The organism is Rhodococcus sp. F64268 (genome assembly GCF_023015605.1).
Classification (GTDB): domain Bacteria; phylum Actinomycetota; class Actinomycetes; order Mycobacteriales; family Mycobacteriaceae; genus Rhodococcus.
In genome coordinates, this window is record NZ_JALKAI010000001.1 from 847,790 (window position 1) to 872,420 (window position 24,631).

The 24,631-nt window shown below is 66.1% G+C and carries 18 protein-coding genes; 11 read left to right on the plus strand and 7 right to left on the minus strand.

Features of this window, described 5'->3' with window-relative positions; translation table 11 throughout:
- The first annotated feature begins 104 nt into the window (after nucleotides 1–104).
- From MWU77_RS04055 to MWU77_RS04075, 5 genes are all read left to right on the plus strand, one after another.
- Entirely contained in the window at nucleotides 105–7,040 is a 6,936-nt protein-coding gene (locus MWU77_RS04055) for a non-ribosomal peptide synthetase (RefSeq protein ID WP_247272993.1), read from the plus strand.
- Nucleotides 7,037–7,678, plus strand: a complete 642-nt coding sequence (locus tag MWU77_RS04060; protein ID WP_169687546.1) for a DUF6875 domain-containing protein — start codon at nucleotides 7,037–7,039, stop codon at nucleotides 7,676–7,678. The genes MWU77_RS04055 and MWU77_RS04060 overlap by 4 nt, the downstream gene beginning before the upstream one ends.
- 18 nt (nucleotides 7,679–7,696) lie before the next feature.
- The gene (locus MWU77_RS04065) at nucleotides 7,697–8,632 is read left to right on the plus strand and encodes a LysR family transcriptional regulator (RefSeq protein ID WP_169687545.1); all 936 of its coding nucleotides are present in this window, start codon (nucleotides 7,697–7,699) and stop codon (nucleotides 8,630–8,632) included.
- A gap of 158 nt (nucleotides 8,633–8,790) precedes the next feature.
- Nucleotides 8,791–10,128: an MFS transporter gene (locus MWU77_RS04070; protein ID WP_169687544.1), complete on the plus strand. Its 1,338-nt coding sequence runs from the start codon at nucleotides 8,791–8,793 to the stop codon at nucleotides 10,126–10,128.
- Between the two features lie 3 nt (nucleotides 10,129–10,131).
- The gene (locus MWU77_RS04075) at nucleotides 10,132–12,030 is read left to right on the plus strand and encodes an FAD-dependent oxidoreductase (RefSeq protein WP_247272994.1); all 1,899 of its coding nucleotides are present in this window, start codon (nucleotides 10,132–10,134) and stop codon (nucleotides 12,028–12,030) included.
- Between the two features lie 105 nt (nucleotides 12,031–12,135).
- On the opposite strand, the gene MWU77_RS04080 is transcribed toward MWU77_RS04075, so the two are convergent.
- From MWU77_RS04080 to MWU77_RS04095, 4 genes are all read right to left on the minus strand, one after another.
- Nucleotides 12,136–12,795 (minus strand): SDR family oxidoreductase, encoded by a 660-nt coding sequence (locus MWU77_RS04080; protein WP_247272995.1) that lies wholly within the window; start codon nucleotides 12,793–12,795, stop codon nucleotides 12,136–12,138.
- 79 nt (nucleotides 12,796–12,874) lie between these two features.
- Nucleotides 12,875–13,033: a hypothetical protein gene (locus MWU77_RS04085; protein ID WP_199233180.1), complete on the minus strand. Its 159-nt coding sequence runs from the start codon at nucleotides 13,031–13,033 to the stop codon at nucleotides 12,875–12,877.
- A gap of 101 nt (nucleotides 13,034–13,134) precedes the next feature.
- A complete protein-coding gene (locus MWU77_RS04090; protein WP_247272996.1) occupies nucleotides 13,135–14,331 on the minus strand; it encodes an FAD-dependent monooxygenase in 1,197 nt (398 codons plus the stop codon).
- 36 nt (nucleotides 14,332–14,367) lie between these two features.
- Nucleotides 14,368–15,624 (minus strand): aromatic acid/H+ symport family MFS transporter, encoded by a 1,257-nt coding sequence (locus MWU77_RS04095; RefSeq protein ID WP_132471336.1) that lies wholly within the window; start codon nucleotides 15,622–15,624, stop codon nucleotides 14,368–14,370.
- 48 nt (nucleotides 15,625–15,672) lie between these two features.
- On the opposite strand from MWU77_RS04095, the gene MWU77_RS04100 reads away from it, so the two are divergent.
- The 4 genes from MWU77_RS04100 to MWU77_RS04115 are packed head-to-tail and all read left to right on the plus strand — an operon-like array spanning nucleotide 15,673 to nucleotide 19,225.
- A complete protein-coding gene (locus MWU77_RS04100) occupies nucleotides 15,673–16,545 on the plus strand; it encodes an IclR family transcriptional regulator (protein WP_247272997.1) in 873 nt (290 codons plus the stop codon).
- A gap of 57 nt (nucleotides 16,546–16,602) precedes the next feature.
- Nucleotides 16,603–17,673 carry a cupin domain-containing protein gene (locus MWU77_RS04105; protein WP_247272998.1) on the plus strand — a complete coding sequence of 357 codons (1,071 nt, stop codon included), beginning with the start codon at nucleotides 16,603–16,605 and terminating at the stop codon, nucleotides 17,671–17,673.
- A 5-nt stretch (nucleotides 17,674–17,678) separates the two neighbouring features.
- The gene (locus tag MWU77_RS04110) at nucleotides 17,679–18,500 is read left to right on the plus strand and encodes a fumarylacetoacetate hydrolase family protein (protein ID WP_054720174.1); all 822 of its coding nucleotides are present in this window, start codon (nucleotides 17,679–17,681) and stop codon (nucleotides 18,498–18,500) included.
- A gap of 11 nt (nucleotides 18,501–18,511) precedes the next feature.
- Nucleotides 18,512–19,225, plus strand: coding sequence for a maleylpyruvate isomerase family mycothiol-dependent enzyme (locus MWU77_RS04115; protein WP_247272999.1), 714 nt, complete (start codon nucleotides 18,512–18,514; stop codon nucleotides 19,223–19,225).
- 62 nt (nucleotides 19,226–19,287) lie between these two features.
- Here the strand turns inward: MWU77_RS04115 and MWU77_RS04120 are convergent, their stop codons facing one another.
- The 3 genes from MWU77_RS04120 to MWU77_RS04130 all read right to left on the minus strand — a co-directional run bounded on the left by MWU77_RS04120 (nucleotide 19,288) and on the right by MWU77_RS04130 (nucleotide 22,622).
- The gene (locus MWU77_RS04120; RefSeq protein WP_247273000.1) at nucleotides 19,288–19,686 is read right to left on the minus strand and encodes an excalibur calcium-binding domain-containing protein; all 399 of its coding nucleotides are present in this window, start codon (nucleotides 19,684–19,686) and stop codon (nucleotides 19,288–19,290) included.
- A gap of 114 nt (nucleotides 19,687–19,800) precedes the next feature.
- Nucleotides 19,801–21,744 (minus strand): ketoacyl-ACP synthase III, encoded by a 1,944-nt coding sequence (locus MWU77_RS04125; protein WP_247273001.1) that lies wholly within the window; start codon nucleotides 21,742–21,744, stop codon nucleotides 19,801–19,803.
- A gap of 47 nt (nucleotides 21,745–21,791) precedes the next feature.
- Entirely contained in the window at nucleotides 21,792–22,622 is an 831-nt protein-coding gene (locus tag MWU77_RS04130; RefSeq protein ID WP_247273002.1) for a beta-ketoacyl-ACP reductase, read from the minus strand.
- 694 nt (nucleotides 22,623–23,316) lie between these two features.
- On the opposite strand from MWU77_RS04130, the gene MWU77_RS04135 reads away from it, so the two are divergent.
- Together MWU77_RS04135 and MWU77_RS04140 are read left to right on the plus strand one after the other, a co-directional pair.
- Nucleotides 23,317–24,078 carry an alpha/beta fold hydrolase gene (locus MWU77_RS04135; RefSeq protein ID WP_247273060.1) on the plus strand — a complete coding sequence of 254 codons (762 nt, stop codon included), beginning with the start codon at nucleotides 23,317–23,319 and terminating at the stop codon, nucleotides 24,076–24,078.
- 98 nt (nucleotides 24,079–24,176) lie between these two features.
- On the plus strand, nucleotides 24,177–24,611 hold the full coding sequence (locus tag MWU77_RS04140) for a hypothetical protein (RefSeq protein ID WP_247273003.1): 435 nt from the start codon (nucleotides 24,177–24,179) through the stop codon (nucleotides 24,609–24,611).
- Nucleotides 24,612–24,631 lie beyond the last annotated feature (20 nt).

The window sequence follows — 24,631 nt, forward strand, 5'->3', positions numbered from 1 at the left end:
GGTGCGTATCTGCGTGGTCGTGCGCGCGGGACAGTGGTGGGGCCGATACCTCGGCCGTCCGGATGGAATGGACGCCGCCTCGCCGCTACCCTGGGTGTGATTTCATGGCTCTCGCCACTGCCGTTGTCCACGAACCATTTCCGTTGTCGCCCGCCCAGCGTGGGCTGTGGTTCGCTCAACAGCTTGCGCCCCAGGTGCCGATCTGCATCGCACAGTACGTCGACATCCGTGGGTCGCTCGACGTCGAGGTGTTCCGGCGGGTCTCGCTCGTCGCCGCGCACGAGTTCCAATCGGTGTTCCTCCGCGTTGTCGAGATCGACGGCGAGCCCCATCAGGTGGTCGCACCGCCTCCCGATGCCGAATCGGACGTGCACGATTTTCGTGCGGCGCCCGACCCGGCAGCGGCCGCACACAAGTGGATGGACCAGAACCACACTGCCGGAATCGATCTGAACGAAGGTCCGCTCGCCGAAGCCGCTCTGCTTCAGGTCGCGGACGATCGGTACTTCTGGTACACCCGCATCCACCACATCGCGCTCGACGGGCATGGCGCCGCGACCATGGTCGATCGGGTCGCCGAGTTGTACACCGCTGCGATCGAAAACCGCGAAGCCCCGATGAATCGCGCCGCTGACCTGCGCACCCTGCAACAGATCGACAATGAGTACCACGCCTCCAGCCGGCACCAGCAGGACCGCGCCCACTGGGCGGAGCGCCTCCATACGCGTTCGGCCGCAGTCACGCTCACCGACAAGGTTGCAGCGCCCTCGGTCCGCAGCAGGGTCGTCCGTGCAGCGCTCACCGAGGAGACGGCCGATCGGCTGGGTGCGTCCGGATCCGACGCTGCCGCGCGGATCGTCGCGGCATTCGCGTGCCACCTCGCGCGTACCACGGGGCGAAAGGAAGTGCTGGTCGACATCCCGGTGTCCGCGCGCACCACCGCGGTGTTGCGACGGTCCGGAGGCATGCTCGCCAACGTCGTCCCCGTGCTCGCGTCGGTTCGCGCGGATGACACCGTGGGCACTCTCGTCGGCCGGATCCGGCTCGAACTCACCGGCGCGCTGCGGCACCAGCGAGGAAACGTCGAGGACATCCTTCGAGAGCTGGGCGCGGACGCCGCTGCCCGCAGGATCTCGTCGCCTGTCGTCAATGTGATGCTCTTCGACCGGGAATGGCGATTCGGGCCCGCAGTGGCCGACTTCCACATCCTCACCGCGGGGCCGGTGCCGGACATCATGGTCAATATCTATCGCTCCGGCCATCCGCCGCAGACGATCGTCGAGGTCCGCGCCAACCCCGGCCGCTACACCGACGCCGAAGTGGAAGCGCACCATGCGCGGCTCGTCGAGCTCATCGGTGCGTTCGTGTCCGCGTCGTCGGATACGCCGCTGACCGGCATCGGGGCGATCGACGTGCCCGGTGCTGTCCGCGGCGCAGCGGGGGAGCCCGGCATGACGATGCCCGAGGTCCTCGCGTCCGCCGTCGCCGCGAATCCGCTGGGTGTCGCGGTGCAGTGCGAGGACCGCACGATCACCTATGCCGAACTCGACGCTGCCTCGGACCGGATCGCCCACGCACTTCGAGTTTCGGGGGCAGGGCCGGAGACGGTCGTGGCCGTCGCGATCGCTCGATCGATCGAATCGGTGGTGGCAGTGTGGTCGGTGGTCAAGAGCGGCGCAGCGTTCGTGCCCGTCGACCCCTCGTACCCCACCGAACGGATCGAACACATGCTCACCGATTCGGCTGTGGCGGTGGGCCTGACGACACCGGAGTTCCGCGCGTCGCTGCCGGACGGGGTTCGATGGCTCGAACTCCGGGACGGCCTACCCACCACGGAACTCACTGCGTCCGCACCTGTGGCGGTGCACTCCGACGGAGCGGCGTACCAGATCTACACATCCGGCTCGACCGGGATTCCCAAGGGCGTCACCGTCACCCATCGTGGCATCGCGGACCTGGTCGCCGAGCAGCGCGACCGCTTCGGCGGGCGCCTCGACGCCCGTGTCCTGCACTGCGCCTCTCCGAGCTTCGATGCATCCGTGTTCGAAATCCTTTGGGCGACAGGGAGCGCGGCGCGGCTGGTTGTGGTGCCACCTACCGTGATGGGCGGCGACGAACTCGGAGAGATTCTGCATCGACACAATGTCACGCACGCCGTGCTCACACCGACGGTGTTGTCGACGGTGCCGCGACTCCCGAGCTCCCTGCACACGCTGGCCGTGGCGGGCGAAGCCTGCCCGGACGAACTCGTCGAACGCCTGGCCCCCGGCCGCACTCTGATCAACGGCTACGGACCCACGGAATCGACCGTCATGTCGAACGCCGCGACACTCGTTGCCGATGCGCCCGTGACGATCGGCGGACCGGTCCGCGGATCCACCGAAACCGTCCTGGACGACCACCTGCAACCTGTCCCCGTCGGGGTTGCCGGGGAACTCTACGTGGCGGGTCCGGCGCTCGCACGCTGCTACCGCAACCGCGAGGCGCTCACCGCGACACGGTTCGTCGCAGCACCCCACGGCGCACGCATGTACCGGACCGGCGACGTGGTGCGCTGGCGGCGACTGCCCGACGACACGCTCGTGCTCGACTACGTGGGCCGCTCCGACTTCCAGATCAAGATCCGGGGTATTCGGGTCGAACTCGGTGAGATCGACGCAGCGCTGCTCCGCCATCCCGGCGTTGCCGCGGCCGTGACGGTGGGGCGTCCCGATCCTTCCGGTGATGTCGTTCCGGTCTCGTACGTCGTTCCGACCTCGGGTGAGCCCGACGTTCGTGAGCTCACCGCGTACCTGCGCGGCTGCGTGCCGGCGCATCTGGTGCCTGCCGCGATCGTTCTGCTCGACGCGCTTCCGGTCACCCCCGTCGGGAAACTCGACCGCGACGCCCTCCCGGAACCGGTGTTCGGTATCGGGACCACCGAGTTCGTCGCACCGGTGGGAAGCACCGAACGCGCGGTCGCGGAGGTGTTCGCCGAGGTCCTCGGTCTGGTGCAGGTGGGTCGTCACGACCATTTCTTCGACCTCGGGGGTAATTCGCTGAGCGCGACCCGCGCGGTCGCCCGGATCGATGCCGCGCTCGGTGTCCGGTTCGGGGTCCGCGACCTGTTCGACGCACCGGTTGTCGCAGAACTCGCAGCCCGCGCAGACACCGTTGTGCCTGACACCGCTGTGCCTGACACCGAGACCGCCTCGGCCGTGCCCCGCCCCGAGCGAATCCCGCTCGCACCGGCTCAGCAGCGCATGTGGATCGTCAACCAGGTCGACACCGCGTCGCCCGTGTACAACGTTCCCATCGCGTTGCGCGTGACCGGTGAGCTCGATCTCGACGCACTGAACGCGGCCTTCGCGGACGTCGTCGCGCGACACGAACCGCTGCGCACCCGCTACCCGGTGTCGGATTCCGGCCCCTACCAGGAGGTTCTCGACCACGCGGCGTTCGATTTCACACCCGTGCCCGTACCCGGTGAAGACGGCATGCTCGACGCACTCCGCGAACTCGCGTCCGAGGGGTTCGACGTGAGCCGCGAAATTCCGGTGCGCGTTGCGCTGCTGCAGACCGGAGCAGCCGAGCACGTGGTGGTGTTGGTCGTGCACCACATCGCGGCCGACGGTGCGTCGACGCTGCCCCTCGCTCGCGACACGATGCTCGCCTACACCTCCCGGGCGCACGGGCACAGCCCCGAGTGGGCCCCGCTGCCCACGCGCTACACCGACCACGCGCTGCGGCAACTCGGACGACTCGGCGACGCCACCGATCCACAATCCTCAGTGTCGCGGCAGCTCGACTTCTGGCGGGAGACATTCGAAGGCGTCCCCGAACTCCTCGACCTTCCCGTCGACAGGCCCCGCCCCGCGCTGCGCACCCACCACGGCCGTACGGTGCCGTTCGAGATTCCCGCTGCACTGGCCTCGGGTGCTGCCCGCCTGGCCCGCGCGCACGACACGACGTTGTTCATGGTGATGCATGCGGCATTCGCGGTCCTGCTCGAACGCCTCACCGGGGCGACGACATCGGCTGTCGGCACTCCCGTGGCCGGCCGGGGCGCGGCCGAACTCGATGACATGGTCGGGATGTTCGTCAACACCGTCGTGCTCCGCTCCGACATCGATGCGTCTGCGTCGTTCCACGAACTGCTCGACCGCACCCGCGACCGAGACCTCGATGCCTTCGACCACGCGGACGTGCCGTTCGACCAGGTCGTGAAGGCCGTCGATCCCGCACGATCGACCTCGTACACCCCGCTGTTCCAGGTGCTACTCGAGTTCCGAAATATTTCACCCACACGCGTCGAACTGCCCGGCCTCCTGATCGACACTGTCGACGCGGCGCCGCCGGTTGCCAAATGCGATCTCTACCTCGCGGTGGAGGAACCGCGGGACGGAGGTGCGATGACAGCCGAGTTCGGGTACGCCACCGATATTTTCGACGAGCCGACAGTGCAGCGATTCGCCGCGGAGTTCACGCGAGTCCTGGACGCGGTCGTCACTCGGCCCGGCCGGGAGGTCGGCGCGATCGACATCCTGGACTCGGCCGAACGCGCCGATCTCGTACCGGTCTCGGGCGGCCCGAGGGAACCCGCGCTCACCCTCCCTCGACTGCTGGAGCGTGGTGCGACCATCGGGGGCGACGACGTCGCGGTGGTATGTGGCGACGACCACCTCACCTATCTCGACCTCGACTCGCGTTCGAATCGTCTGGCGCGCAGACTGATCGAACTCGGAGCCGGTCCCGAAACTGTAGTTGCCGTCGCGTTGACACGCTCGGCCCGGTCGGTGCTGGCGCTGTGGGCGGTCGCGAAGACCGGCGCTGCCTTCGTTGCGGTCGATCCGAAGTACCCGGCCGCGCGGATCGCGCACATGATCGAGGATTCCGACGTGACGATCGGCGTCACCGTCGAGAACGTACACGGGGACCTGCCGCCCCGACGATGGGTGCTGCTCGACGACCTCGCCGAAAGTGACGCGATCGCATCCTGTTCCGACCGGGCGATCGCCGATTCCGACCGTCGTGCACCGCTGCGCCCCCAGCACGCGGCCTACGTCGTCTACACCTCGGGATCGACAGGAACTCCCAAAGGTGTCGTGGTCACCCACATGGGTCTTGCGGGGTTCGTCGAGGAGCAGTGCGCGCGGTTCGCACTCGGGCCGGGATCGCGAATCCTGCACTTCGCCTCCCCGAGTTTCGACGCGGCGATCCTCGAGCAACTCTGGGCGTTCGGGTCGGGCGGATGCCTTGTCGTCGCATCTCCCACCGTCTACGGCGGCACCGAACTCACCGATCTACTTGCCCGAGAACGGGTCACGCATGTCGCATTGACACCGTCGGTGCTCGCGACCGTCGACCCCACCGGACTCGAGGATCTGGGCACGGTCGTCGTCGGGGGAGAAGTGTGCCCGCCCGAACTCGTGGCCCAGTGGGCACGGGGACGCGACATGATCAACACCTACGGTCCGGCCGAGAGCACGATCCAGACCAACGCGGGTTCACCCCTCGTCGTGGATGGTCTCGTCGAACTGGGTGGTCCCATCCGCGGAATCACCGAACTCGTCCTCGATCATCGGCTTCGACCCGTCCCCACCGGCGTGGTGGGGGAGTTGTACGTGAGCGGCCCAGCTGTGGCACGCGGTTACCGCAACCGACGCGCAGGAACGGCGTCCCGGTTCGTTGCCGATCCCTGCGGCGAACCGGGGGAGCGGATGTACCGCACAGGCGACCTCGTGCGGTGGCGCCGTTCGGTCGACGGCGAACTCACCCTCGACTACGTCGGCCGAAGTGACCTGCAAGTCAAGGTCCGCGGATTCCGTATCGAACCCGGCGAGATCGAATCGGTGCTGAACGATGCCCCTGGGGTGGCCCGGGCGGTGGTCTCCGTTCGCCGCGACCGACTCGATGGATATGTCGTCGCAGTTCCCGGCGGGCACCTCGTTGCCGATGACGTCCGCGTTCATGCCCAAGCCCGCCTCGCCCCTCACATGGTGCCCGCGACTCTCACCGTGCTCGATACGCTCCCCGTCACTCCCAACGGCAAACTGGACCGGGCGGCATTGCCGACTCCCGACTCGAACGCGGGTCGCCGCGTGTATCGGGCGCCACGCGATGCCGCGGAGCGCATCGTGGTCACCGCTTTCGCAGCCGACCTCGGCACCCCGCGAGTCGGGATCGACGACGACTATTTCGCCCTCGGCGGCACGTCGCTCGGTGCGACGGCCGTGGTGGCGTCACTGTCGGAGTCGTTCGGACGCCCCGTGCCGGTGCAGTGGCTCTTCACGCATTCCACCGCGGGTTCTCTGGCGCGGCGCGTCGCCGACTCGCAGACGGACGACGACTCGTTCGACGCAGTGCTGCCGTTGCGTGCGAGCGGGGCGGGCGAGCCGCTGTTCTGTGTCCATCCCGCAGTGGGCACCGCCTGGTGCTTCGCGGGACTCGCACGACGCATCGACGACCGGCCCGTGTACGGGCTGCAGTCGCCGCTGCTGACCCGTCCGGGGTACGTCACCGGCACGCTCGCGGAGCTCGCGGCCGTCCACGTCGAGAGCATCCGAACGGTGCAACCGCACGGCCCGTACCACCTGCTCGGCTACTCGGTAGGTGGGCAGATCGCCCACGAGATCGCGGCGCAGCTCACGGCAGGGGGAGAACTCGTTGCGACGCTCACGATGCTCGACACCCACCTGCCGGACGCGGCGTCCCCCGCGCCCACCGCCGAGATCGTCGACTCCGAAGTCGAGGCGGTGGTTCCCGCCGGGACTGCCGACGCGGCTCGGCGCGAGGCCCTGCACCGTGGTTTTGCGCACACGGTGGCCCTCGCCACCGCGCACCGCCCGGCCGGTCCGCTCGTCACCGACCTCGTGTTCTTCGAATCCGCCGATGCCCTGGCCGTTCGGATGCCCGACCCCGTCGCGGTCTGGCGACCCCACATCGACGGGGTCATCGAGACCCACCACCTCGACGTCACACACCGGGACATGACCGGCACGCGGGCGCTCGATCAGATCACCCCGGTCCTGTTGGACCATCTCAGGAAGGGCCAGCGATGACCGACCAGACCAGTGTTCTCCGTGGCCGCCGATCCGGCATCGAGCCGGTGAGCGTATTCGACGACGTTCGCGACGACGAACATCCCCGTACCGGGGAGTTACGTCGCTGGGCGGTCGATTTCCTGTGCAGCCCGCACGACGATCTGGGGCGGAGCGGGCCGGTCTGCCCGTTCGCCGCGCCGTCGATAGGACGGGGACTGTTCTACGCGGTCTTCGTCCCGGGCGCCGTCGACGCGCAGCGCATTCGGGACATCGCCGACGACCTCGCCGAGCTCTTTCCGCACTTCTCGCCTGTCGCCGGACCGGACGCGGCGCTCAGGTCGCTCGTTGCGGTGTTCCCCGACGTCACCGACTACGACGTGATCGAGCTCGTGCAGAACGAGCGAAAGTCGGACTTCGTGCTGGCGGGGTTGATGCTCGGCCAGTTCTACCCGGGGTGCACGGTCTCCGGGCTGCGGAACAGCGCCTTCCGGGCGCTCGACGCCCCACTGCCGATGCTCGCCGTCCGGCACATGGTGGGCTCGGATTTTCCGTTCCTGGCCTCGCAGCGTGAATGGATCCTCGCGTATCTGAAGAAGTTCGCCGCGAGCGTGCCGTCGGTGGTGCGATCCGACATTGCCGATCGGGTCGTGACGTAGTCGATCTAACGTGAGCGTATGGCCCGTTCCGAGGATGTTCCCGCCTACACGATCCGCCAGCTGGCGGCGTTCGTCGCCGTTGCCGATTGGGGAACCATCACCGCAGCTGCGGACGCGCTCCGCATGTCGCATTCGGCGGTGTCCGCCGCCGTCAACGATCTCGAACGAGCGCTCGACGTTAAGTTGCTCGTACGTCAGCGAGCGCGCGGAGTGCGCCTCACTCCGACCGGGCACGCAGTCCTCGAGCGAGCCAAGACGGTGTTGCATTTCGCCGCGGAACTCGAAAACGACGCCCATTCCGAGGCGGGCTCCGTAGCGGGACCGGTCGCGGTCGGCTGCTATCCGTCACTCGGGCCTACGCTGCTGCCGTCGTTGATCACCGGGTTCACCGAGGCTCACCCGCGAGCGCGTGTCGACTTCCGGGAGGACACACAGAACCGGCTGCGGGCGCAGCTCGACTCGCGTGACCTCGACGTGGCGTTCATGTACGACCTCGACCTCGAGCCCGGGCTGGAGTCCGCCGTCCTCGACTCCATGGAGCCGATGTTGCTGCTGCCCGCCGACCACCCGGCGGCGCTGTCGGGGGCTCCGGTGCGGCTGACGGATCTCGCCCACGAACCGATGGTGATGCTCGACGCGCCGCCGAGTTCGGGTCACGCGGTGAGTGTGTGCGCCGAGGCAGGTTTCTCGCCGGTGGTCGCATACCGAACCCAGAACTACGAGACGTGCCGCGCGTTCGTGGGTCGGGGATTGGGGTGGTCGCTGTTGCTTCAGCGTCCCTCCCTGGACGTGACCTACGAGGGCCTTCCGATCGCGGTACGACCCTTCGCGGAGCCGAAACCGGATCCTGTCGATGTCGTGCTCGCGTGGCGGAAAGATGCGCTTCCCAGTCGGGTGGCGCAAACTTTTGTTCACTTCGTGGTCGCAGCCCGTCAAGGTGCAAGCGCGTCATGAGCTGCACGAATGCGCCCAATGACGGTTTTTCGGGGATAGATCCCCGACTTTATCCGCTTTTCAAATGAATGTGACCGCCCTCATGATGGCTGTACCGCGTCCGAACGCTCGTTAATCGGATCCGTTCCAGTTCACTTCGCCGAAGGGCACCCGTACTCATGACCGTTCTTGACTCGACGCCTCAGACGTCGGCAAAAGCGGCGCGCAAAGCCGCGCTCGGCAGCTTCGTCGGCACCGCCATCGAGTGGTACGACTTCTTCATCTACGGCACCGCAGCGGCGCTGGTCCTAGGACCTCAGTTCTTCCCGGGTTCGTCGGATGTCGCGGGCACCCTCGCAGCGTTCGCGACGCTCGCCGTCGGCTTCATCGCCCGCCCCATCGGCGGCGTGGTGATGGGTCACTTCGGTGACAAGATCGGCCGCAAGTCGATGCTCGTTACGTCGCTGCTCCTCATGGGCTTCGCGACTGTGGCCATCGGCCTGCTGCCGAACTACGCCGCCATCGGCGTGGCTGCTCCGATCCTCCTCGTTGCTCTGCGCTTCATCCAGGGCCTCGGCGTTGGCGGTGAATGGGGCGGTGCAGTGCTCGTCGCGACCGAGAACGCCCCCGCAGGCAAACGTGGCCTGTACGGAGCGGCGCCCCAGCTGGGTGTGCCCGCAGGTGTGCTGATCGCGAACCTCGTCTACCTTCCGTTGACCGCGCTCCTCAGCGAAGACGCCTTCAACTCGTGGGGCTGGCGCGTGCCGTTCCTCATGTCGGCGGTCCTCGTCATCGTGGCCATGTGGATTCGTCTCGGGCTCGAGGAGAGCGCCGAATTCAAGGCGGCCAAGGAAGCTCCCGCCGAGGTCGAAGAGAAGATGCCGATCCTCGAGGTGCTCACCAAGCACTGGAAGACCGTGCTCCTGGCCGGTGGCACGTTCATCGCCACCAACGGCATCGCGTACGCCTACATGGTCTACGTGCTCAAGTACGGCGAAACCGAACTCGGCTACAGCAAGACCGCGATGCTGGCACTGCTCATCGCATCCTGCCCGTTCTGGATGGCCGGCATGGCCTACAGCGCCTGGCGTTCCGACCTCGTCGGCCGCCGCACCATCTACATCAAGGCATCGGCCGCGCTCGTCGTCGCCGCAGCCCTGTTCTTCCCACTGATGGACACCGCGATCCTGCCGGTGATGTTGCTGTCCATGATCGCACTGGGTTTCACCCTCGGCTGCTGCGCCGGACCCCAGTCAGCGCTGTTCGCGGAACTGTTCCCCGCCAAGATCCGCTACAGCGGTGCGTCCCTCGGCTACCAGGTCGGTGCCATCCTCGGCGGCGGTCTCGCCCCGATGATCGCGACCTCGCTGTTCGCCGCGACCGGCACCTCGATGTCCATCACCGGCTACTTCGTGCTGATCGCCCTGGTCAGCCTCATGAGCATCCTGCTCCTGCGTGTGCCCTCCGCAGGCACCGGCACCGAGCAGGCACAGTCCCCCTCGCAGGAAGGTGTCTGACCCATGTCGACCTACTACCAGCCTCCCAAGTACCCCGCATCGACGTTCGAGTCGATGATGCCGTCCGACGAGACGCTCCCCGTCGTCGTCGTGGGTGCCGGACCGGTCGGCATGGCCACCGCACTCGGACTCGCACAGCGCGGTATCCCCGTCACAATTATCGAAGCCGCCGACCAGGTGTCCTTCGGTAGCCGCGCGATCTGCATCTCCCGACACAGCCTCGAAGCCGCTGCGCGTCTCGGCTTCGGTGCCGAACTCGACAAGATCGTGCTTCCGTGGGCCGGCGGCCGTAGCTTCTACCGCGACCAGCAGGTCCTGCACTTCCAGATGCCGCAGCGAGACTTCGACGTGCGTCCGCCCATGATCAACGTCTCCCAGTCGGAGTTCGAACAGATCATGGTCGACACCATCGAGCAGAATCCGCTCATCACCCTGTACTGGCAGGCATCGATCGCGGGCATTCTTCGCGGTGATGACGAAGTCACCCTCGAAGTCGACACCGCCGACGGCAAGCGCCATCTGCGCGCCCGGTACGTCGTCGCGGCCGACGGCGGTCGCAGCCGCATGCGTGAACTCGCAGGCCTGCGCCTGCAGGGCACCAGCTACGAAGGCCGCTACGTCATCGCCGACATCCACTGGGAATCGGCTCTGCCCGCCGAGCGCATGGTGTGGTTCGACCCGCCGAGCAACCCCGGTTCGACGATCATCATGCACAAGCAGCCCGGCGACATCTGGCGCATCGACTACCAACTCGACCCGTCCGAGGATGCCGAGATCGAGACCCAGGAAGACGCCATCCGGGCTCGCATCGCCAAGCACCTCGACTGGCTGCAGAACGACCTGCCGTGGACCCTCGAGTGGAAGGGCTTCTACAGTGCCCGCGCACTCGCCCTCGACGAGTTCGCCCACGACCGGATCCTGTTCGCCGGGGACGCAGCACATCTCGTTCCGATCTTCGGTGTGCGCGGCCTGAACTCCGGCATGGAGGACGCTGAGACCCTCGCGTGGCAGCTCGCGGCCGTGATCCATGGCAACGCCGACGCCGCCCTGCTTCAGGCGTACTCGTCCGAGCGCCACAACGCGTGGGAGCAGAATGTGGCCAACGCAGGCAAGTCCACCCTCATCATGAGCCCGGGCAGCCACGGATACCGCACCACGCGCGACGCAGTCCTCGCGCTTGCGGTCGGTCGCCCCGAGTTCGGTCACCTGATCAATCCGCGTCAGTCCAGTGCCACCCACGCGCGACTGTCGCCGCTGACGTGGTCGGTGGCTCCGGGGACCGAAGGTGTGCTGCCGGGTGATCCGGTCGAAGACCGCCGCGTGCGTATCGGCGGGGCCGACACCTCGCTCAACATCGCTCGCGGCACCGGTTTCGCGGTGCTCGGCTTCGGGCTCGACGAGGCGGGCAGCGCCGCGCTCGCCGCGGCCACGACCGAACTCGCAACAGCGCTGTCGCCCGAGAGCGTCCGCGCACTCGCAGTCGGCAGTGCCGAGGTGGATGGCGTGACCGTACTCGACGCCGCCGACCTGGCCGACGCGCTCGGCGCGAAGGCCGGCGACACTTTCGTGATCCGTCCCGACGGTCTTCTGCTGTGCCGCGTGCCTGTTGCAGGGCTGTCGGGTATCGCAGACGCGTTGCGCTCCGGTGCCGCTCCATCCGGCGACGCGTTGCCTGCCCGTCCCGCCGAGCAGGTCACCGAGGACGAGCAGCGTCGTGAGAACGTGTGGCTGGGCCTGTCGACTGCGCTCGACCAGGTCGACGAGAGCGATCGTGAAGGTTTCCTCACGCGTCTCGCCCTGATGCTCGGCTCGCAGGTCGACCACCGGCAGTTCGAGGAGGCCATCGCGGCTGCCTCGGACACCTCCCCGGTGCGGGTCGAGGAGCTTGCCCCGCAGGTCTGACCCCCGCTGCACTATGGCCGAATGTCACCTTCGTACAGTTCGATTGGATGAAGGTGACATTCGGCCGTCTCGTGGGTTGCCGTACGACTTCCGGCGTACGGAGTGCTACTCGAGCGCGTCGAGCGCCTCCGCGATCGGTGTGTCGCCGTTGTTGAATTCGATCATGCGGCCCGCAGTTTCGGGGCGCTCGAGCACCGCCGCGACGACGGCAGCGACATCGGCGCGTGACACCTGTCCCTTGTCGCGCGCGCCCTGGCCGGCGACCTCGATTCGTCCGGTCGGCGGATCCAGCGTGAGGGCGCTCGGCCCCAGGATCGTCCATTCGAGGTCGGTGTCGCGCAGATGCGCATCGGCGGCGGCCTTCGCCTCCGCGTAGGGGTAGAAGCTGTTGTCCTCAGGCACACCGTGGTCGGGCCTCGCCCCGAAGTACGACACCATCACATACCGGCGCACACCGGCCTCCTGCGCGGCTGTCATCGATGAGATCGCCGCGTCGCGGTCCACGGCGTAGGTGCGGGCCGGGTTCCCGCCACCGGCGCCCGCCGACCACACCACCGCGTCATGTCCCTGCAACAGTTCGGTCAGCGCCGCGATGTCGAGTTGTTCGACGTCGGCCACCACCGGTGTGCCCCCTGCAGCTCGCACGTCGTCGGCGTGGTCCGGGTTGCGAATGAACGCACTGGTCTCGTGGCCGGCGTCGGCGAGCAGTCGTTCGAGGTGCAGTGCGACCTTGCCGTGTCCGCCGAAGAGTGCGATGCGTGCCATGTCGGGTGCTCCTTGGTGTTCGGGATCAGTGCCGCCTCCCAGCATGCCTGCCTGAACGGGTCCGTGTGTCCGGAGCGCGTCAGCGGAGCCGTTCGAGTGCCGTGTCGACGAGATGCTCGGCGATCGTCATCGTCGATGTGCCACCGGGCGAGGGTGCGTTGCGCAGGTCGCGCCACGAGCCGTGGATTCCGTCGTAGGACTCGCGTCCAGGGGAGAGAAATGCATTGGGACCGAACATGTTCGATTCGTCGGATGTACCGGTTGATGACCGAATGTCACCCTTGGTCAGTCCAAGTGACTCGGGGTGACATTCGGTCATCAGCGGTAGAAGCCGCGGGCTCAGTGCGTGCGGTCGGAGCTGTAGCCCCACAGCCAGTCGGTGTATTTGTAGCTCGACGTGTCGCGGATGCGGAACAACTCGTTCCGCGCTTCGCGACCCGCCCCGTCGAGGTGCCACAGATCGCCCCACATTCGGCCCACCGTGAGGATGCGGTTGCAGCGCGGTGCACGTTCTGCATTGACGTCGCGCAGGATCTTCGGCCAGTTCTTCGTGTCGCCCCGAAGATCCTCGGAGGCATAGTCGGCCAGGCACCGGGCGTCCTCGAGAGCCATGACTGCGCCCGACGCCAGGTACTGCAGCGGCGGGTGTGCGGCATCGCCGAGCAGGAGCATGCGGCCGTCGACCCAGTTGTCGACCGGGTTGCGGTCGAACATCGGCCACCAACGGTCGGTCCACAGATACTTCAACGCTTCCTTGACCGAGTGGTGGCAGTGGTCGTAGGCGTGTGCCAATTCCTCGGGGCTGCCCCACTTCTCCTCACCGCGCAGGAACGCGGGGGACTGGAAGACGGCCACCTGGTTGAGCATCTCGCCGTTGCGCAGCGGGTACTGGATGAAGTGGCAGCGCGGGCCGATGTAGCCGACGACGTCCTCGATCTCTTCCTCGAGCGGAACCTCGTTCATCGGGAAGGTGCCGCGGAACGCGACGTATCCGGAGCCGACGGGCTTGTCGTCGTGCAGCTTCGGTCGCAGGCGCGAGTGCAGGCCGTCCATTCCGAGCGCGACGTCGCCGACATGCTCGGAGCCGTCCTCGAGGATGACGCGCACGGTGTCGCCCTCGGTGATCACGTCCTGCACGGTCGAACTGACGCGAAGATCCGCGCCGGCCTTGCGGGCAGCCTCGACGAGCACCGAATGCAGGTCGGAGCGGTGGACCACGAAGTACACGCCACCGTAGTGCTGCTGGTAGTCGTGCCCGAGGTTGACCTTGGTCAAGATCTCGGAGGTCACGGCGTCGCGGAAGACGAGGTTCTTGGGCAGAACGCCCTTGGAGATCACCTCGTCGTAGACGCCGAGTGACTGGAGGATCCGGCTGCCGTGGGGCCCGATCTGAAGGCCGGCGCCGACCTCGCCGAATTCGGGGGCGCGCTCGAAAAGGGTGACTTGGGCGCCCTTCTGGGAGAGGGCCAGGGCATTGGCGACGCCGCCGATGCCGCCGCCGGCTATGAGGACCCGTGCGTCCTTCAGATCGGACATGAGGTGAGGCTCCTTCGTTTTCGAGGTTAGGTCGGATCAGTGGGCCATGACCGGGACGCGAGCCGCGTCATGACTGGTGGGGAACTTCTTCCAGATCACGGTCAGCAGGAGCGACGAGACCAGTGCGCTGATACCGAACAGGATGAAGTTCGAGTCGGCGCCGAGTCCCGCGGCCAGTAGCCAGCCACCGACCTGCGGAGCGGCGACCGCGCCGATACGCCCGACGCCGAGCGCCCAGCCGAGCGCGGTACCACGGAGGTGGTCCGGGTAGTACGAGGCAACGGCGGCGATGATGAGTGCCTGCGTGCCGTGTGTACCGACGCCGGCAAGCACGAAGATGAGGTAGACGACGGCGACCGGAGGATCGAGCAACAGGGCGAGCAGGGAGACGCCGGCAATCGCCGCCGCGATGACACTGGTCGGTACCGATCCGTATCGCACACCACCCCAGGCGGTGATGAACGATCCGGCGACCGCACCGAGATTCAAGGCGAGTGCGAAGGTGAGGGCGCTGCCGAGATCGGTGCCCTCACCCTGCATGAGCTTCGGCAGCCAGGTGCCGAGTCCGTACCAGGCGAGAAGGGTGACGATGGTGACGGCGGCGAACATGATGCTGATGAGACGGAACTGTGAGCCGAGCAGTGCTGTGAAACCGCTTGCGCCGGCCTTCTGATCGGCCTTCGTCGTGGTGCTCGGAAGGGTCCTGAGGGCAAGCGGCACGAGTACGACGAGGGGGATGAGTGCGAACAGGAACATCGGTCGCCAACCCCAGTGGGGAATGACGGGGATGCCGACGAGTGCGGCGATGCTGCCACCGATCGGTACGCCCGACATCATCATGGTCGCGACGGCTGCGCGCCACTTGTTCGGGACGAGTTCGGCTGCAAGCGCATTGGATGTCGGGACGAGTCCGCCGAGGCCGATTCCGGCGATCAGGCGGAGGATGCCGAAGACGGCGGGTCCGGGTGCGATCGCACACAGCGCGGTGAATACCGACAGCACGACGACGCATCCGATGACCGCTTGCTTGCGTCCGATCGCGTCGGACAGCCGGCCGGCGAGGACCGCGCCGATCATCATGCCGACGAACGCGAGACTCCCGAGGGTGCCCGCCGTCGCGGAGCTGATGCCCCACTCGTCCTGCAGGCTCGAAATGACGTTGCCGTAGACGATGAGGTCGTAGCCGTCGAAGACGACGAACATCCAGCACACGATGACGGCGATGACGTTGCCGCGCGGGAGGACGATGTGGCCGTCACTTGTCGAGGAGACGACCCCGTTGGGCTTGTGCATTTTTCCACCTTGGGAGTGCGTAGCACCGCCATGCAATAGAGTTCTGCTATGCAGAAGAAGCCAGGCAGGATCGAGCGGCCTACCTATGCCCTGGAGTCGGTCGACAATGCGCTTCGCCTACTCCAGATGCTGCGTGATGTGGGTGCGCTGCGATTGAAGGAAGCTGCGGAAGAGCTCGGGACCGCCCCGTCGACCGCACATCGACTGCTCGCCATGCTGGTCTACCGCGGGTTCGCAGTGCAGGACGAGAAGCGGATCTACCACCCAGGGCCGGCGATGGGAGTGGGGCCGGCGCGGCAGGGCTGGACCCGCGAACTCACCGAACTGTCACGGCCACACATGGAGGCGCTCGCCGCACTGGCAGGGGAGACGATCAACCTCGTCATCAGGATCGGGTCGCAAGCGCGATTCCTGTGGACCGCGGAGACCGAATCGATCCTGCGTGTGGGCGATCGGCAAGGTCAGGTTCTTCCGGCCGAGCTCACAGCGGGTGGGCGCATCCTCCTGGCAGAGCAGCCGCGCGCGGTTCTGGAGCAGTTGTACCTGCGTCCGGCCGACGAGCCCCGAATCGATCAGGGGTCTTCGCCGGCGTACGACACCGATCGGAGGATGGCGGTGGGGGAGTTCGAGGTGTTCGTCCACGAGCTGGAGGCTGCGCGGACGGTGGGGTTCGCGGTCAACGTCGAGCACACCGAGGAAGGAGTCGCTGCACTCGGTGTGGCGATTCGCAACGGCAGGGGTAGCGCGATTGCGGCGCTCACCGCCGCGGTGCCCGTCACCCGCTACCGGGCGCATCTACGTGGGCAGTTGGTCAACCAGATGCACGCTGCCGTCCGCGGCATACAGGTGGACGTCGCGAGCATCGAACCGGCGCTCGTCACGAGTTCTGCAGAGAAGAAAACTGTATCGCTCAACGAGTGACCGGACATACGTTGGACGGCAAGCCGGACATGTGCTGCACGTTTGACGAGGAGACCGATGACCGCCACCGAACCCATGGACCCCGAGCTCCGGAAGCTCTACGACGACTTCGCCACCGAGAACCTCAACCCTCTGTGGACGCAGCTCGGCGACCTCATGCCGATGGCTCCGACGTCCAAGGCGGTGCCGTTCGTGTGGAAGTGGTCGACGCTGTACCCGCTCGCGCAGCGCGCCGGTGATCTCGTGCCGGTCGGCCGCGGTGGCGAGCGCCGCGCGATCGCGCTGGCCAACCCCGGACTCGGTGGCGTCCCGTACGTCACTCCCACCCTGTGGGCGGCGATCCAGTACCTCGGTCCGAAGGAGACGGCCCCCGAGCACCGTCACTCCCAGAACGCCTTCCGTTTCGTCGTGGAAGGTGAGGGCGTGTGGACCGTGGTCAACGGCGACCCGGTCGCGATGCGTCGCGGCGACTTCCTGCTCACGCCCGGGTGGAACTTCCACGGCCACCACAACGAGACCGATCGGCCGATGGCGTGGATCGACGGACTCGACATTCCGTTCGCGCACTACACCGACACCGGATTCTTCGAATTCGGATCCGACGGCGTGACCGACGAGAGCACCCCCGATCTTTCGCGCTCCGAGCGGCTCTGGGTGCATCCCGGTCTGCGTCCGCTCGTCGGACTGGACCGCAAGACCAGCTCGCCGATCGCGTGCTACCGCTGGGTCCACACCGACCGCGCTCTCGATGAACAGCTCGCACTCGAGGACGAGGGCTACGCCGCGACCCCGGAGCCGGGCCACGCCGCGGTCCGATACACCAACCCCACCACCGGCGGCGACGTCATGCCGACGATCCGTGCCGAGTTCCACCGTCTCCGGGCCGGGGCCCACACCCGTGAACGCCGTGACGTCGGCTCCGTGGTGTTCCAGGTCTTCGAAGGCGAAGGCCGCTTCCATCTCGGCGATCAGAGCCACGACGTCGTCAAGGGCGACATGATCGTGGTGCCGTCCTGGACGGAATGGTCGCTCGAGACCGACAACGGCGTCGACCTGTTCGCGTTCTCGGATGCGCCGATCGTGGAACGACTTCACTTCAACCGCACCATCATCTCCGAAGGAGCCTGAAACTCATGCGACTCGCCACTCTCCGCCTCGATGGCACCACCGCAGCAGTGAGGGTCGACAGCGACTCGGCCGCAACCGTGATCGATGGTTACGCCGACCTGTCCGCGCTGCTCGGCAACGCCGACTGGAAGACCATCGCCGATAAGGCTTCGGGCAAGATCGTCGACCTCACGAACGCCGACTACGCACCCGTGGTGCCGAGCCCCGGCAAGATCGTCTGCGTCGGTCTGAACTACGCGACGCACATCAAGGAGATGGGTCGCGACCTGCCCGAGTTCCCGACCCTGTTCTCGAAGTTCAAGGAAGCGCTCACCGGACCTTACGACGACGTGATCGTGCCCGAGTACGCCGGTGCGCAGCTCGACTGGGAAGCGGAGCTGGCTGTCGTCATCGGCAAGCAGGCCTACCAGGTGTCCGAGAACGACGCCGCCGACTACATCGCCGGCTACTCGGTGATCAACGACTACACGATGCGCGACTACCAGTACCGCACGCTGCAGTGGGACCAGGGCAAGACCTTCGAGAAGACCAGCGGCTTCGGACCGTTCCTCGACACCGACTACCGGCTCGGCACCAAGATCGAGACCGTTCTCGAGGGTGAGGTCATGCAGTCGTCGAACACCCAGGACCTGGTGTTCACCCCCGCCAAGCTCGTCGACTACATCTCGCACATCGTCACGTTGCAGCCCGGCGACGTCATCATCACGGGCACCACCGGCGGCGTAGGCCACGCCCGCAAGCCCGCGCGGTACATCCAGAACGGGGAGACGGTCGAGGTCACCATCGAGGGCCTCGGCACCGTCAAGAACAAGACGATCATCAAGTAGGAGAACCCGACGTGGGATTCAACGATCTCGAACTCTCCGAGCGGTTGCTGATCGCCCGACGTGGTACGTCGTACCTGTCGCAGCGGCTCGCGGAACTGACCGATGACGAACTCGACGGTCCCACCCTGCTCGAAGAGTGGACTCGCCGGCACCTCGTCGCACATATCGGGTACAACGCCGCGGCCCTGTGCCGGCTCATGGATTGGGCCGCGACAGGTGTCGAGACACCGATGTACTCATCGACCGAGCAGCGCGGCCAGGAGATCGCAGAGGGAGCCACACTGAGTCCCGCGGCGCTCCGGAACCTGTTCGCGCACACTGTTGCCCGTCTCGACGAGAAGTGGCGCCATCTGCCCGAGTCCGCGTGGCAAGCGCAGGTGCGCACCGCACAGGGACGACTCGTCTCCGCTGAGGAGACCGCGTGGATGCGCACCCGAGAGGTATGGATCCACGCCGTCGACCTCGACAACGGTGGTCGCTTCGGCGACTTCCCCAAGGTCGTCCTCGAGTCTCTGCTCGACGACATCGTCGGAATGTGGCGCAAGAAGGACCTCGGCGCGGGCATCGCGCTCGAGGTCGACGGCGGCATCCCGGTAGTGGTGAAGGAAGACGCCGAGATCACCCACAAGGTGCAGGGCACGCTCCCTGCCGTGGTGCGCTGGGCCGCCGGCCGCGGCGCGGTCGGAGTCGACGGGGGAGAACTGACACCTCCGCGCTGGCTCTGACATCGCACATACGGAGGGCCCTTTCATCGATCCGATGAAAGGGCCCTCCGTATGTGCGGTTGCTAGCGGGGATCCCGCTCGCAGCCGATGCCGTCGTTGTCACGGTCCAGGCGCGGTGCGTAACCAGGATCGTCACGGTAGACAGGAGCTGCCCCGGCATTCCACGCCTCGGTGCAGTTCTTGAATCCGCCGCTCGGCGCCGACCGCGGCGCGGGAGCAGGCGCCGATTGTTGCGGTGCCGGCGCCGGCGGCTGGGGTGCGGGCGGAGCCTGGGGCGCCGGGGGCGCGGGCGGAGCCGGTGGCGCCGGAGGAGCGAACGGGTTCCACGAACCACTCGGAATCAGATCGGCGACGCCCTTGGGGAGCAGATCGACCAGGGTGAACGCGTTCGCGGTGGCAGGAGCTGCGACGGTCAGAGCCAGAACGCTCAGGGTCGCGGCAGTCAGACGCCGGATCTTCATGGGTTGTGCCTTTCGAATCATTTTCGAGGCCATCCGAAAAATGTGGCCTCGAAATGGGTATCGTCCCGTCCGCAGAAAACGTTGCGAACGGGACGATCGGCACAAAATGGTCTACTAGCGGAACGCGAGCTCCACGTCGGACGGTGACGGCTCCCCATGCGTGGGATCGATCTCAGCGTGCTCTTCCGTGTGACGGAACGGCACTACCACCTGCGGATCGATGTGCATGACGGTGTACCCCGCGACTGCGCCGGCACCGAATCCGGGTGCGAAGATGCGCATCGGCCTGTCGATGACACCGTCGCGGACGGCGTCGTGGATCGCGAGCGGGATGCTCGCCGACGACGCGTTGCCGACCTGCTCGATGTTGAAATACAGGCGATCAGCCGACAGTCCGGCGTTCGCGGCGAGCTCGATGATCATCGTCTTGTTCGCCTGGTGCGGCACGATCAGGTCGATGTTGTCGAGCAACGACCCGTCCTCACCGGCCGGTGCGGGCAGTTCCTTGATCTCGTCGAGCATCTGCGCGAGGTAGCGACCGGCGAGCGACTTGACCTCGGGACCGTAGACGGTGATGGAGTTGTCGAAGTCCGGGTTGGGCCAGATGATCGAGTTGACCTCGCTCGTAGGCCCACTCGCATAGCTGTTGAAGTACTCGATGTCGGAGTCGGCGCCCTCGTCCGCGGGCGAGACGACGATCGCCGCTGCGCCGTCACCGAAGATCATCCGTGAGGGGCGCACATTGCCGATCTTGTCGGAGAACTTCTCGACGCACACCACCAGCACCGGTCGCTTGACCTGTTGCATGATTCGTGTTGCCTCGGCCAGGCCGTAGGGCATGCCCGCGCACGCAGCGATCAGATCGAACGACGCGTGGCTCTGCGCAATCCCGAGCTCCCCGGAGATCCATGTGGCGAGCGACGGGATCAACCGTCCGCTCGTGCACGTGCACACGATGACCGCGCCGATGTCCTCGGGACCGACCTTCGCATGCTCGACGGCCTGTTTCGCTGCGGACAATGCGAGATCCTCGAACGTGCCGGAAGTATAGCGGCGCTGTTCGATTCCGGTCTTCTCGGCGACGGAATCAGCGGTCATCGGCGACCAGTTGTACGCCGTGTTCCGGATGAGATCCTCGTTCGTGCAGACAGTGTCGCCGTGCGCGACCGCGATCGCGTCGATGCGCGGCCGGATCGTGAACTCCTTGCTGACGTCGATTGCCGGGTAGGGCTTCGACGGAGGTACAGGAGTCGGGCTCGTATAACTCACACCCTTGCGCGTCTTGCCGGACGTGGCACGGGTGATGAAGCGCTGGACTTCACGGTCGCGCGGCTGGAAGACAACCACGTAGTCGTCGTCCTTCAGCTCCGAGACCTTGACGACCTGGAGGTCGTTGCGGTTGTACGGGTGCTGGTTGTGCAGCACCATCGACCACCGGCCGAGGGCCTCCAGTTCGGCGACATCCTCGCTGCTGTCCAGGATTTCGTCGTACGTGTACGTCGGGTAGTTCGGATCGTGGTTGCCGATCCGGAGCGTCATGTTGGACGGGTCGGCGAGTAGCTGCTCGACCGTCGGCTTGACGGTGGGCAGCGACCCAGCGATGTGCCGGCGGGCACCGAACACGTTGAACAGGCGGGCGAAGATGAGGTTTTCGGCGGAGTCGTTCCATGCGGCGGGCAGTTCACGGAACGCGGCCTGGACGGAAGCCATGCGCTCGGCTGCTTCGGGCCACGGCGTGAGAGTCGGCATGTAGAGATCGTCGCGGTTACGGGGGACATCGGCCCACCGCGTCGGCGTCTTGTCGAACATGGTGAGCGCAAACCGATTGGCCCAGAACCCACTCAGAGCCATGTCGCGCATGAGCTCGAACTTGGATCTATAGACTCCCTGAGCGCTACGCGAGAGGATTTCCGAGACCGAGGGTGCCTTCGTGTCGAAATCGCGGCGGATCACCGCGTCGAGGTGCTCGACGCTGGTGAACGCTGAGAAATCGAGGTCGGGGAAGAAGTTCGAAGGAAAGACGATCTTGCCGTGCCGATTGAGCTCGAATGACTGCATGTGAAATGAAACCGTTCAGTGAATGTGGCTGGAATGGGGATGAGCGGTCACATGTCGAGTCCGCCGTTGACACCCCACACCTGACCGGTGATGTACGACGAGGCGTCGGCTGCGAGGAAGTGGACGACGCGCGCAATTTCCTGGGGGTCGGCAAGGCGCTTCACGGGAATGCTGTCGGTGATACGGCCCAGCACCTTCTCCGGAATGGATTCCACCATTTCCGTGGCGACGAATCCCGGGGTGACCGTGTTGACGGTGACACCGATGCTGTCCGGGGTGAGAAGGCCTGCCTTGCCCAGGTGGAACGTGGCTTCCTTGGCGAGGGTCTTGGTGAGGCCGAAGAGACCCGCCTTGGAAGCGGCGTAATTGGCCTGGCCGATGTTGCCGGTCTCTCCGATGACGGACGAGACGTTGACGATACGGCCGGTACCGCGCTCGAGCATGTGGCGAAGCGCCGCCTGGGCCAGATAGAACGCGCCGGAAAGGTTGACGGAGATGACCTTGTCCCAGTCGTCGTCCTCCATCTTCAGCACCGTGCGGTCGATGGTGATGCCGGCGTTGTTGATCAGGATGTCGATACGGCCGTGCTCGGCGATGACCTCGTCGATGGTCCGGCGGCAATCCTCTGCGCTGGCGACGTCACCCTTGTGCACGGAGTAGTTCGCGTCGTCGCGGCCGTTGGTCTTCAGCTCCGCCAGGAACTGGTCGGCCTGCGATGTGTTGCGTGCGTAGCCCGCTGCCACGGCTGCGCCCTGGGTGGCCAGGCTGCGGCTGATGGCAGCACCGATGCCCCGTGTTCCTCCGGTGACGAAGGCGACGCGTCCACGAAGCTTGTTGCCCTGGACGGACTGGGTGGTGGGTTCGGCGGTGCTGGTCATGTGTCGTCTCCTCTGATGGCGGCGATCGCGTCGGGCACGGCGACGTGCCTTCGGGGCTGCGTATGCCCGATGGTCTTGTAGTAGTGCGCGATTGAGAGATGTCCCCTGCTGCGCGTTGTATTGTCGAGCGCCCCTGCTCGCTAGCTCCCTGCGTATTCAATGATGCAGCACATCCCCGTGATTGTCATGTGCAATGTATCGCCGTAATCCGGGAGGAAATTTCATGATCATTCCGTAAGTGACTGCAGCACAACGAATTAAGTTTGATTTCGTTTCTTACTCCGGAGTACGAACATGCTGTTTGTTCGTAGCCGCGGCAACCTGTGTGCGTGCGGAAGATTCCGGAAATTGCTGTGGCGCACAGTCTTACTCCAGGGTCAGGTCGGATCGATCGGTGATGATCGACGATCTTGATTGCACCATCTGAAGCGTTGAAAACATCTGGTACGCAACATCTTATGAAGGGTCTGTGTGGTGTGCGCGGGAATGGCATGCAGTGCATAATTTGTCAGCACTCAGTGCCACGAAGGTGGCTTCGGGTCGCGCCGCGAAGCATTTCGGATCCATCCGAGTCTCACCCTGCATTCATTGTGATGTTGGGCACAAGAGTGTCTGAAGTGTGGGGAAGGACCCCATCGTTGCACCGTTCCGGAGCTATTCGACTGAGATGATGGTCGGCGTGACGCAGACGCAGATGATTCGAACCGAGCGAACAGAACTCGAAGTACTCGTGAACGGCACGGGGCCGGCAGTGGTGCTGCTGCCGTCGCTCGGCCGCGACTCCTACGAGTTCGAGCCGATCGCGCAGGACCTGGCCTCAGCCGGATTCTGCGCCCTGCGTCCCCAGCCTCGCGGAGTCGGCTCGAGCGCGGGTCCGCTCGACGGCCTGGATCTGCACGACCTCGCCGGCGACGTCGCCGATGTCCTCACGGCGCTCGACACGGGCCCCGCAGTACTGGCAGGGCACGCGTTCGGCCACTACGTCGCGCGCGTGCTGGCCGTGGACCGTCCCGAGCTGGTCAGCGGAGTTGCTGTCCTGGCCGCCGGTGCGCGTCGCTTCCCGTCGTCATTGACCGAGCGCGTGGCGAAATGCTCCGACCTGGCGCTACCGGACTCCGAACGCCTCGTTCACCTGCGTGAAGTCTTCTTCGCGGAGGGTCACGACCCGTCGGTGTGGCTCGACGGCTGGTGGCCCGCCGCCATCGTCTCTCAGCGCGCTGCCATGGCATCGACCGACAAGGAGTCGTGGTGGCCGATAGCGTCGTCCCCGCTGCTCGACGTGCAGGCCGGCGACGATGTGTTCCGCCCGGCCGAAACCCGCTCGGAACTGATCGACGAATTCGGACCCGGCTTGGTGACGACCGTCCTCATCGAGGGCAGCGGCCACGCGCTGATCCCCGAGGTTCCGCACGCGGTCGCGCACGCGCTCGTCGAATGGATCCGCACGCTCGACTGAGATGAAGAAATCGTCATCTTCGCCTCATGGCCGTCTCATCGAGGATCGCCAGAGTAAGGGTGCACCGAACGGAACACCCTCGTGAAGGAGACAAGATCATGGCCCTGAGCCGCACCTGGTGGGCAGCCACAGCACTGACGACTGCGGCCGCAGCCGGAACAGCCGGTTTCGTGCTTTCGGACTCGGACGAGGCCGCGCCGACCGCATCGTCCTCGACCTACACGATCTCGACGGTCGCCGATCCTTCCTCCACCGGAGCCACCCCGTCCACGACACCGAATGCTGCGATCGCGACGGCCTACGGAACGGGCTCCACCGACGTTGCCGGCGCTCTAGCACCTGGAGTCCCGTTCATCGACACCAATACCTGCGACGCATGGTTCGACGACTGGGACGACACGGTCCCCGATTTCCTCGAGGACTTCTACGACGAGTGGGACGATCGGTGCGACGATCTCCTCGACGACGATCATGACGACTGGGACGACGACGATCACGATGACTGGGACGATCGTGACGACCGGGACGACTAGAACTTGACGACGAAGCCCCG

Bases quoted from the DNA above. Each gene is read 5' to 3' on its own strand.
- MWU77_RS04055 (WP_247272993.1), top strand. From the start codon at position 105: ATGGCTCTCGCCACTGCCGTTGTCCACGAACCATTTCCGTTGTCGCCC.
- MWU77_RS04060 (WP_169687546.1), top strand. From the start codon at position 7,037: ATGACCGACCAGACCAGTGTTCTCCGTGGCCGCCGATCCGGCATCGAG.
- MWU77_RS04065 (WP_169687545.1), top strand. From the start codon at position 7,697: ATGGCCCGTTCCGAGGATGTTCCCGCCTACACGATCCGCCAGCTGGCG.
- MWU77_RS04070 (WP_169687544.1), top strand. From the start codon at position 8,791: ATGACCGTTCTTGACTCGACGCCTCAGACGTCGGCAAAAGCGGCGCGC.
- MWU77_RS04075 (WP_247272994.1), top strand. From the start codon at position 10,132: ATGTCGACCTACTACCAGCCTCCCAAGTACCCCGCATCGACGTTCGAG.
- MWU77_RS04080 (WP_247272995.1), bottom strand. From the start codon at position 12,795: ATGGCACGCATCGCACTCTTCGGCGGACACGGCAAGGTCGCACTGCAC.
- MWU77_RS04085 (WP_199233180.1), bottom strand. From the start codon at position 13,033: ATGTTCGGTCCCAATGCATTTCTCTCCCCTGGACGCGAGTCCTACGAC.
- MWU77_RS04090 (WP_247272996.1), bottom strand. From the start codon at position 14,331: ATGTCCGATCTGAAGGACGCACGGGTCCTCATAGCCGGCGGCGGCATC.
- MWU77_RS04095 (WP_132471336.1), bottom strand. From the start codon at position 15,624: ATGCACAAGCCCAACGGGGTCGTCTCCTCGACAAGTGACGGCCACATC.
- MWU77_RS04100 (WP_247272997.1), top strand. From the start codon at position 15,673: ATGCAGAAGAAGCCAGGCAGGATCGAGCGGCCTACCTATGCCCTGGAG.
- MWU77_RS04105 (WP_247272998.1), top strand. From the start codon at position 16,603: ATGACCGCCACCGAACCCATGGACCCCGAGCTCCGGAAGCTCTACGAC.
- MWU77_RS04110 (WP_054720174.1), top strand. From the start codon at position 17,679: ATGCGACTCGCCACTCTCCGCCTCGATGGCACCACCGCAGCAGTGAGG.
- MWU77_RS04120 (WP_247273000.1), bottom strand. From the start codon at position 19,686: ATGAAGATCCGGCGTCTGACTGCCGCGACCCTGAGCGTTCTGGCTCTG.
- MWU77_RS04125 (WP_247273001.1), bottom strand. From the start codon at position 21,744: ATGCAGTCATTCGAGCTCAATCGGCACGGCAAGATCGTCTTTCCTTCG.
- MWU77_RS04130 (WP_247273002.1), bottom strand. From the start codon at position 22,622: ATGACCAGCACCGCCGAACCCACCACCCAGTCCGTCCAGGGCAACAAG.
- MWU77_RS04135 (WP_247273060.1), top strand. From the start codon at position 23,317: ATGATTCGAACCGAGCGAACAGAACTCGAAGTACTCGTGAACGGCACG.
- MWU77_RS04140 (WP_247273003.1), top strand. From the start codon at position 24,177: ATGGCCCTGAGCCGCACCTGGTGGGCAGCCACAGCACTGACGACTGCG.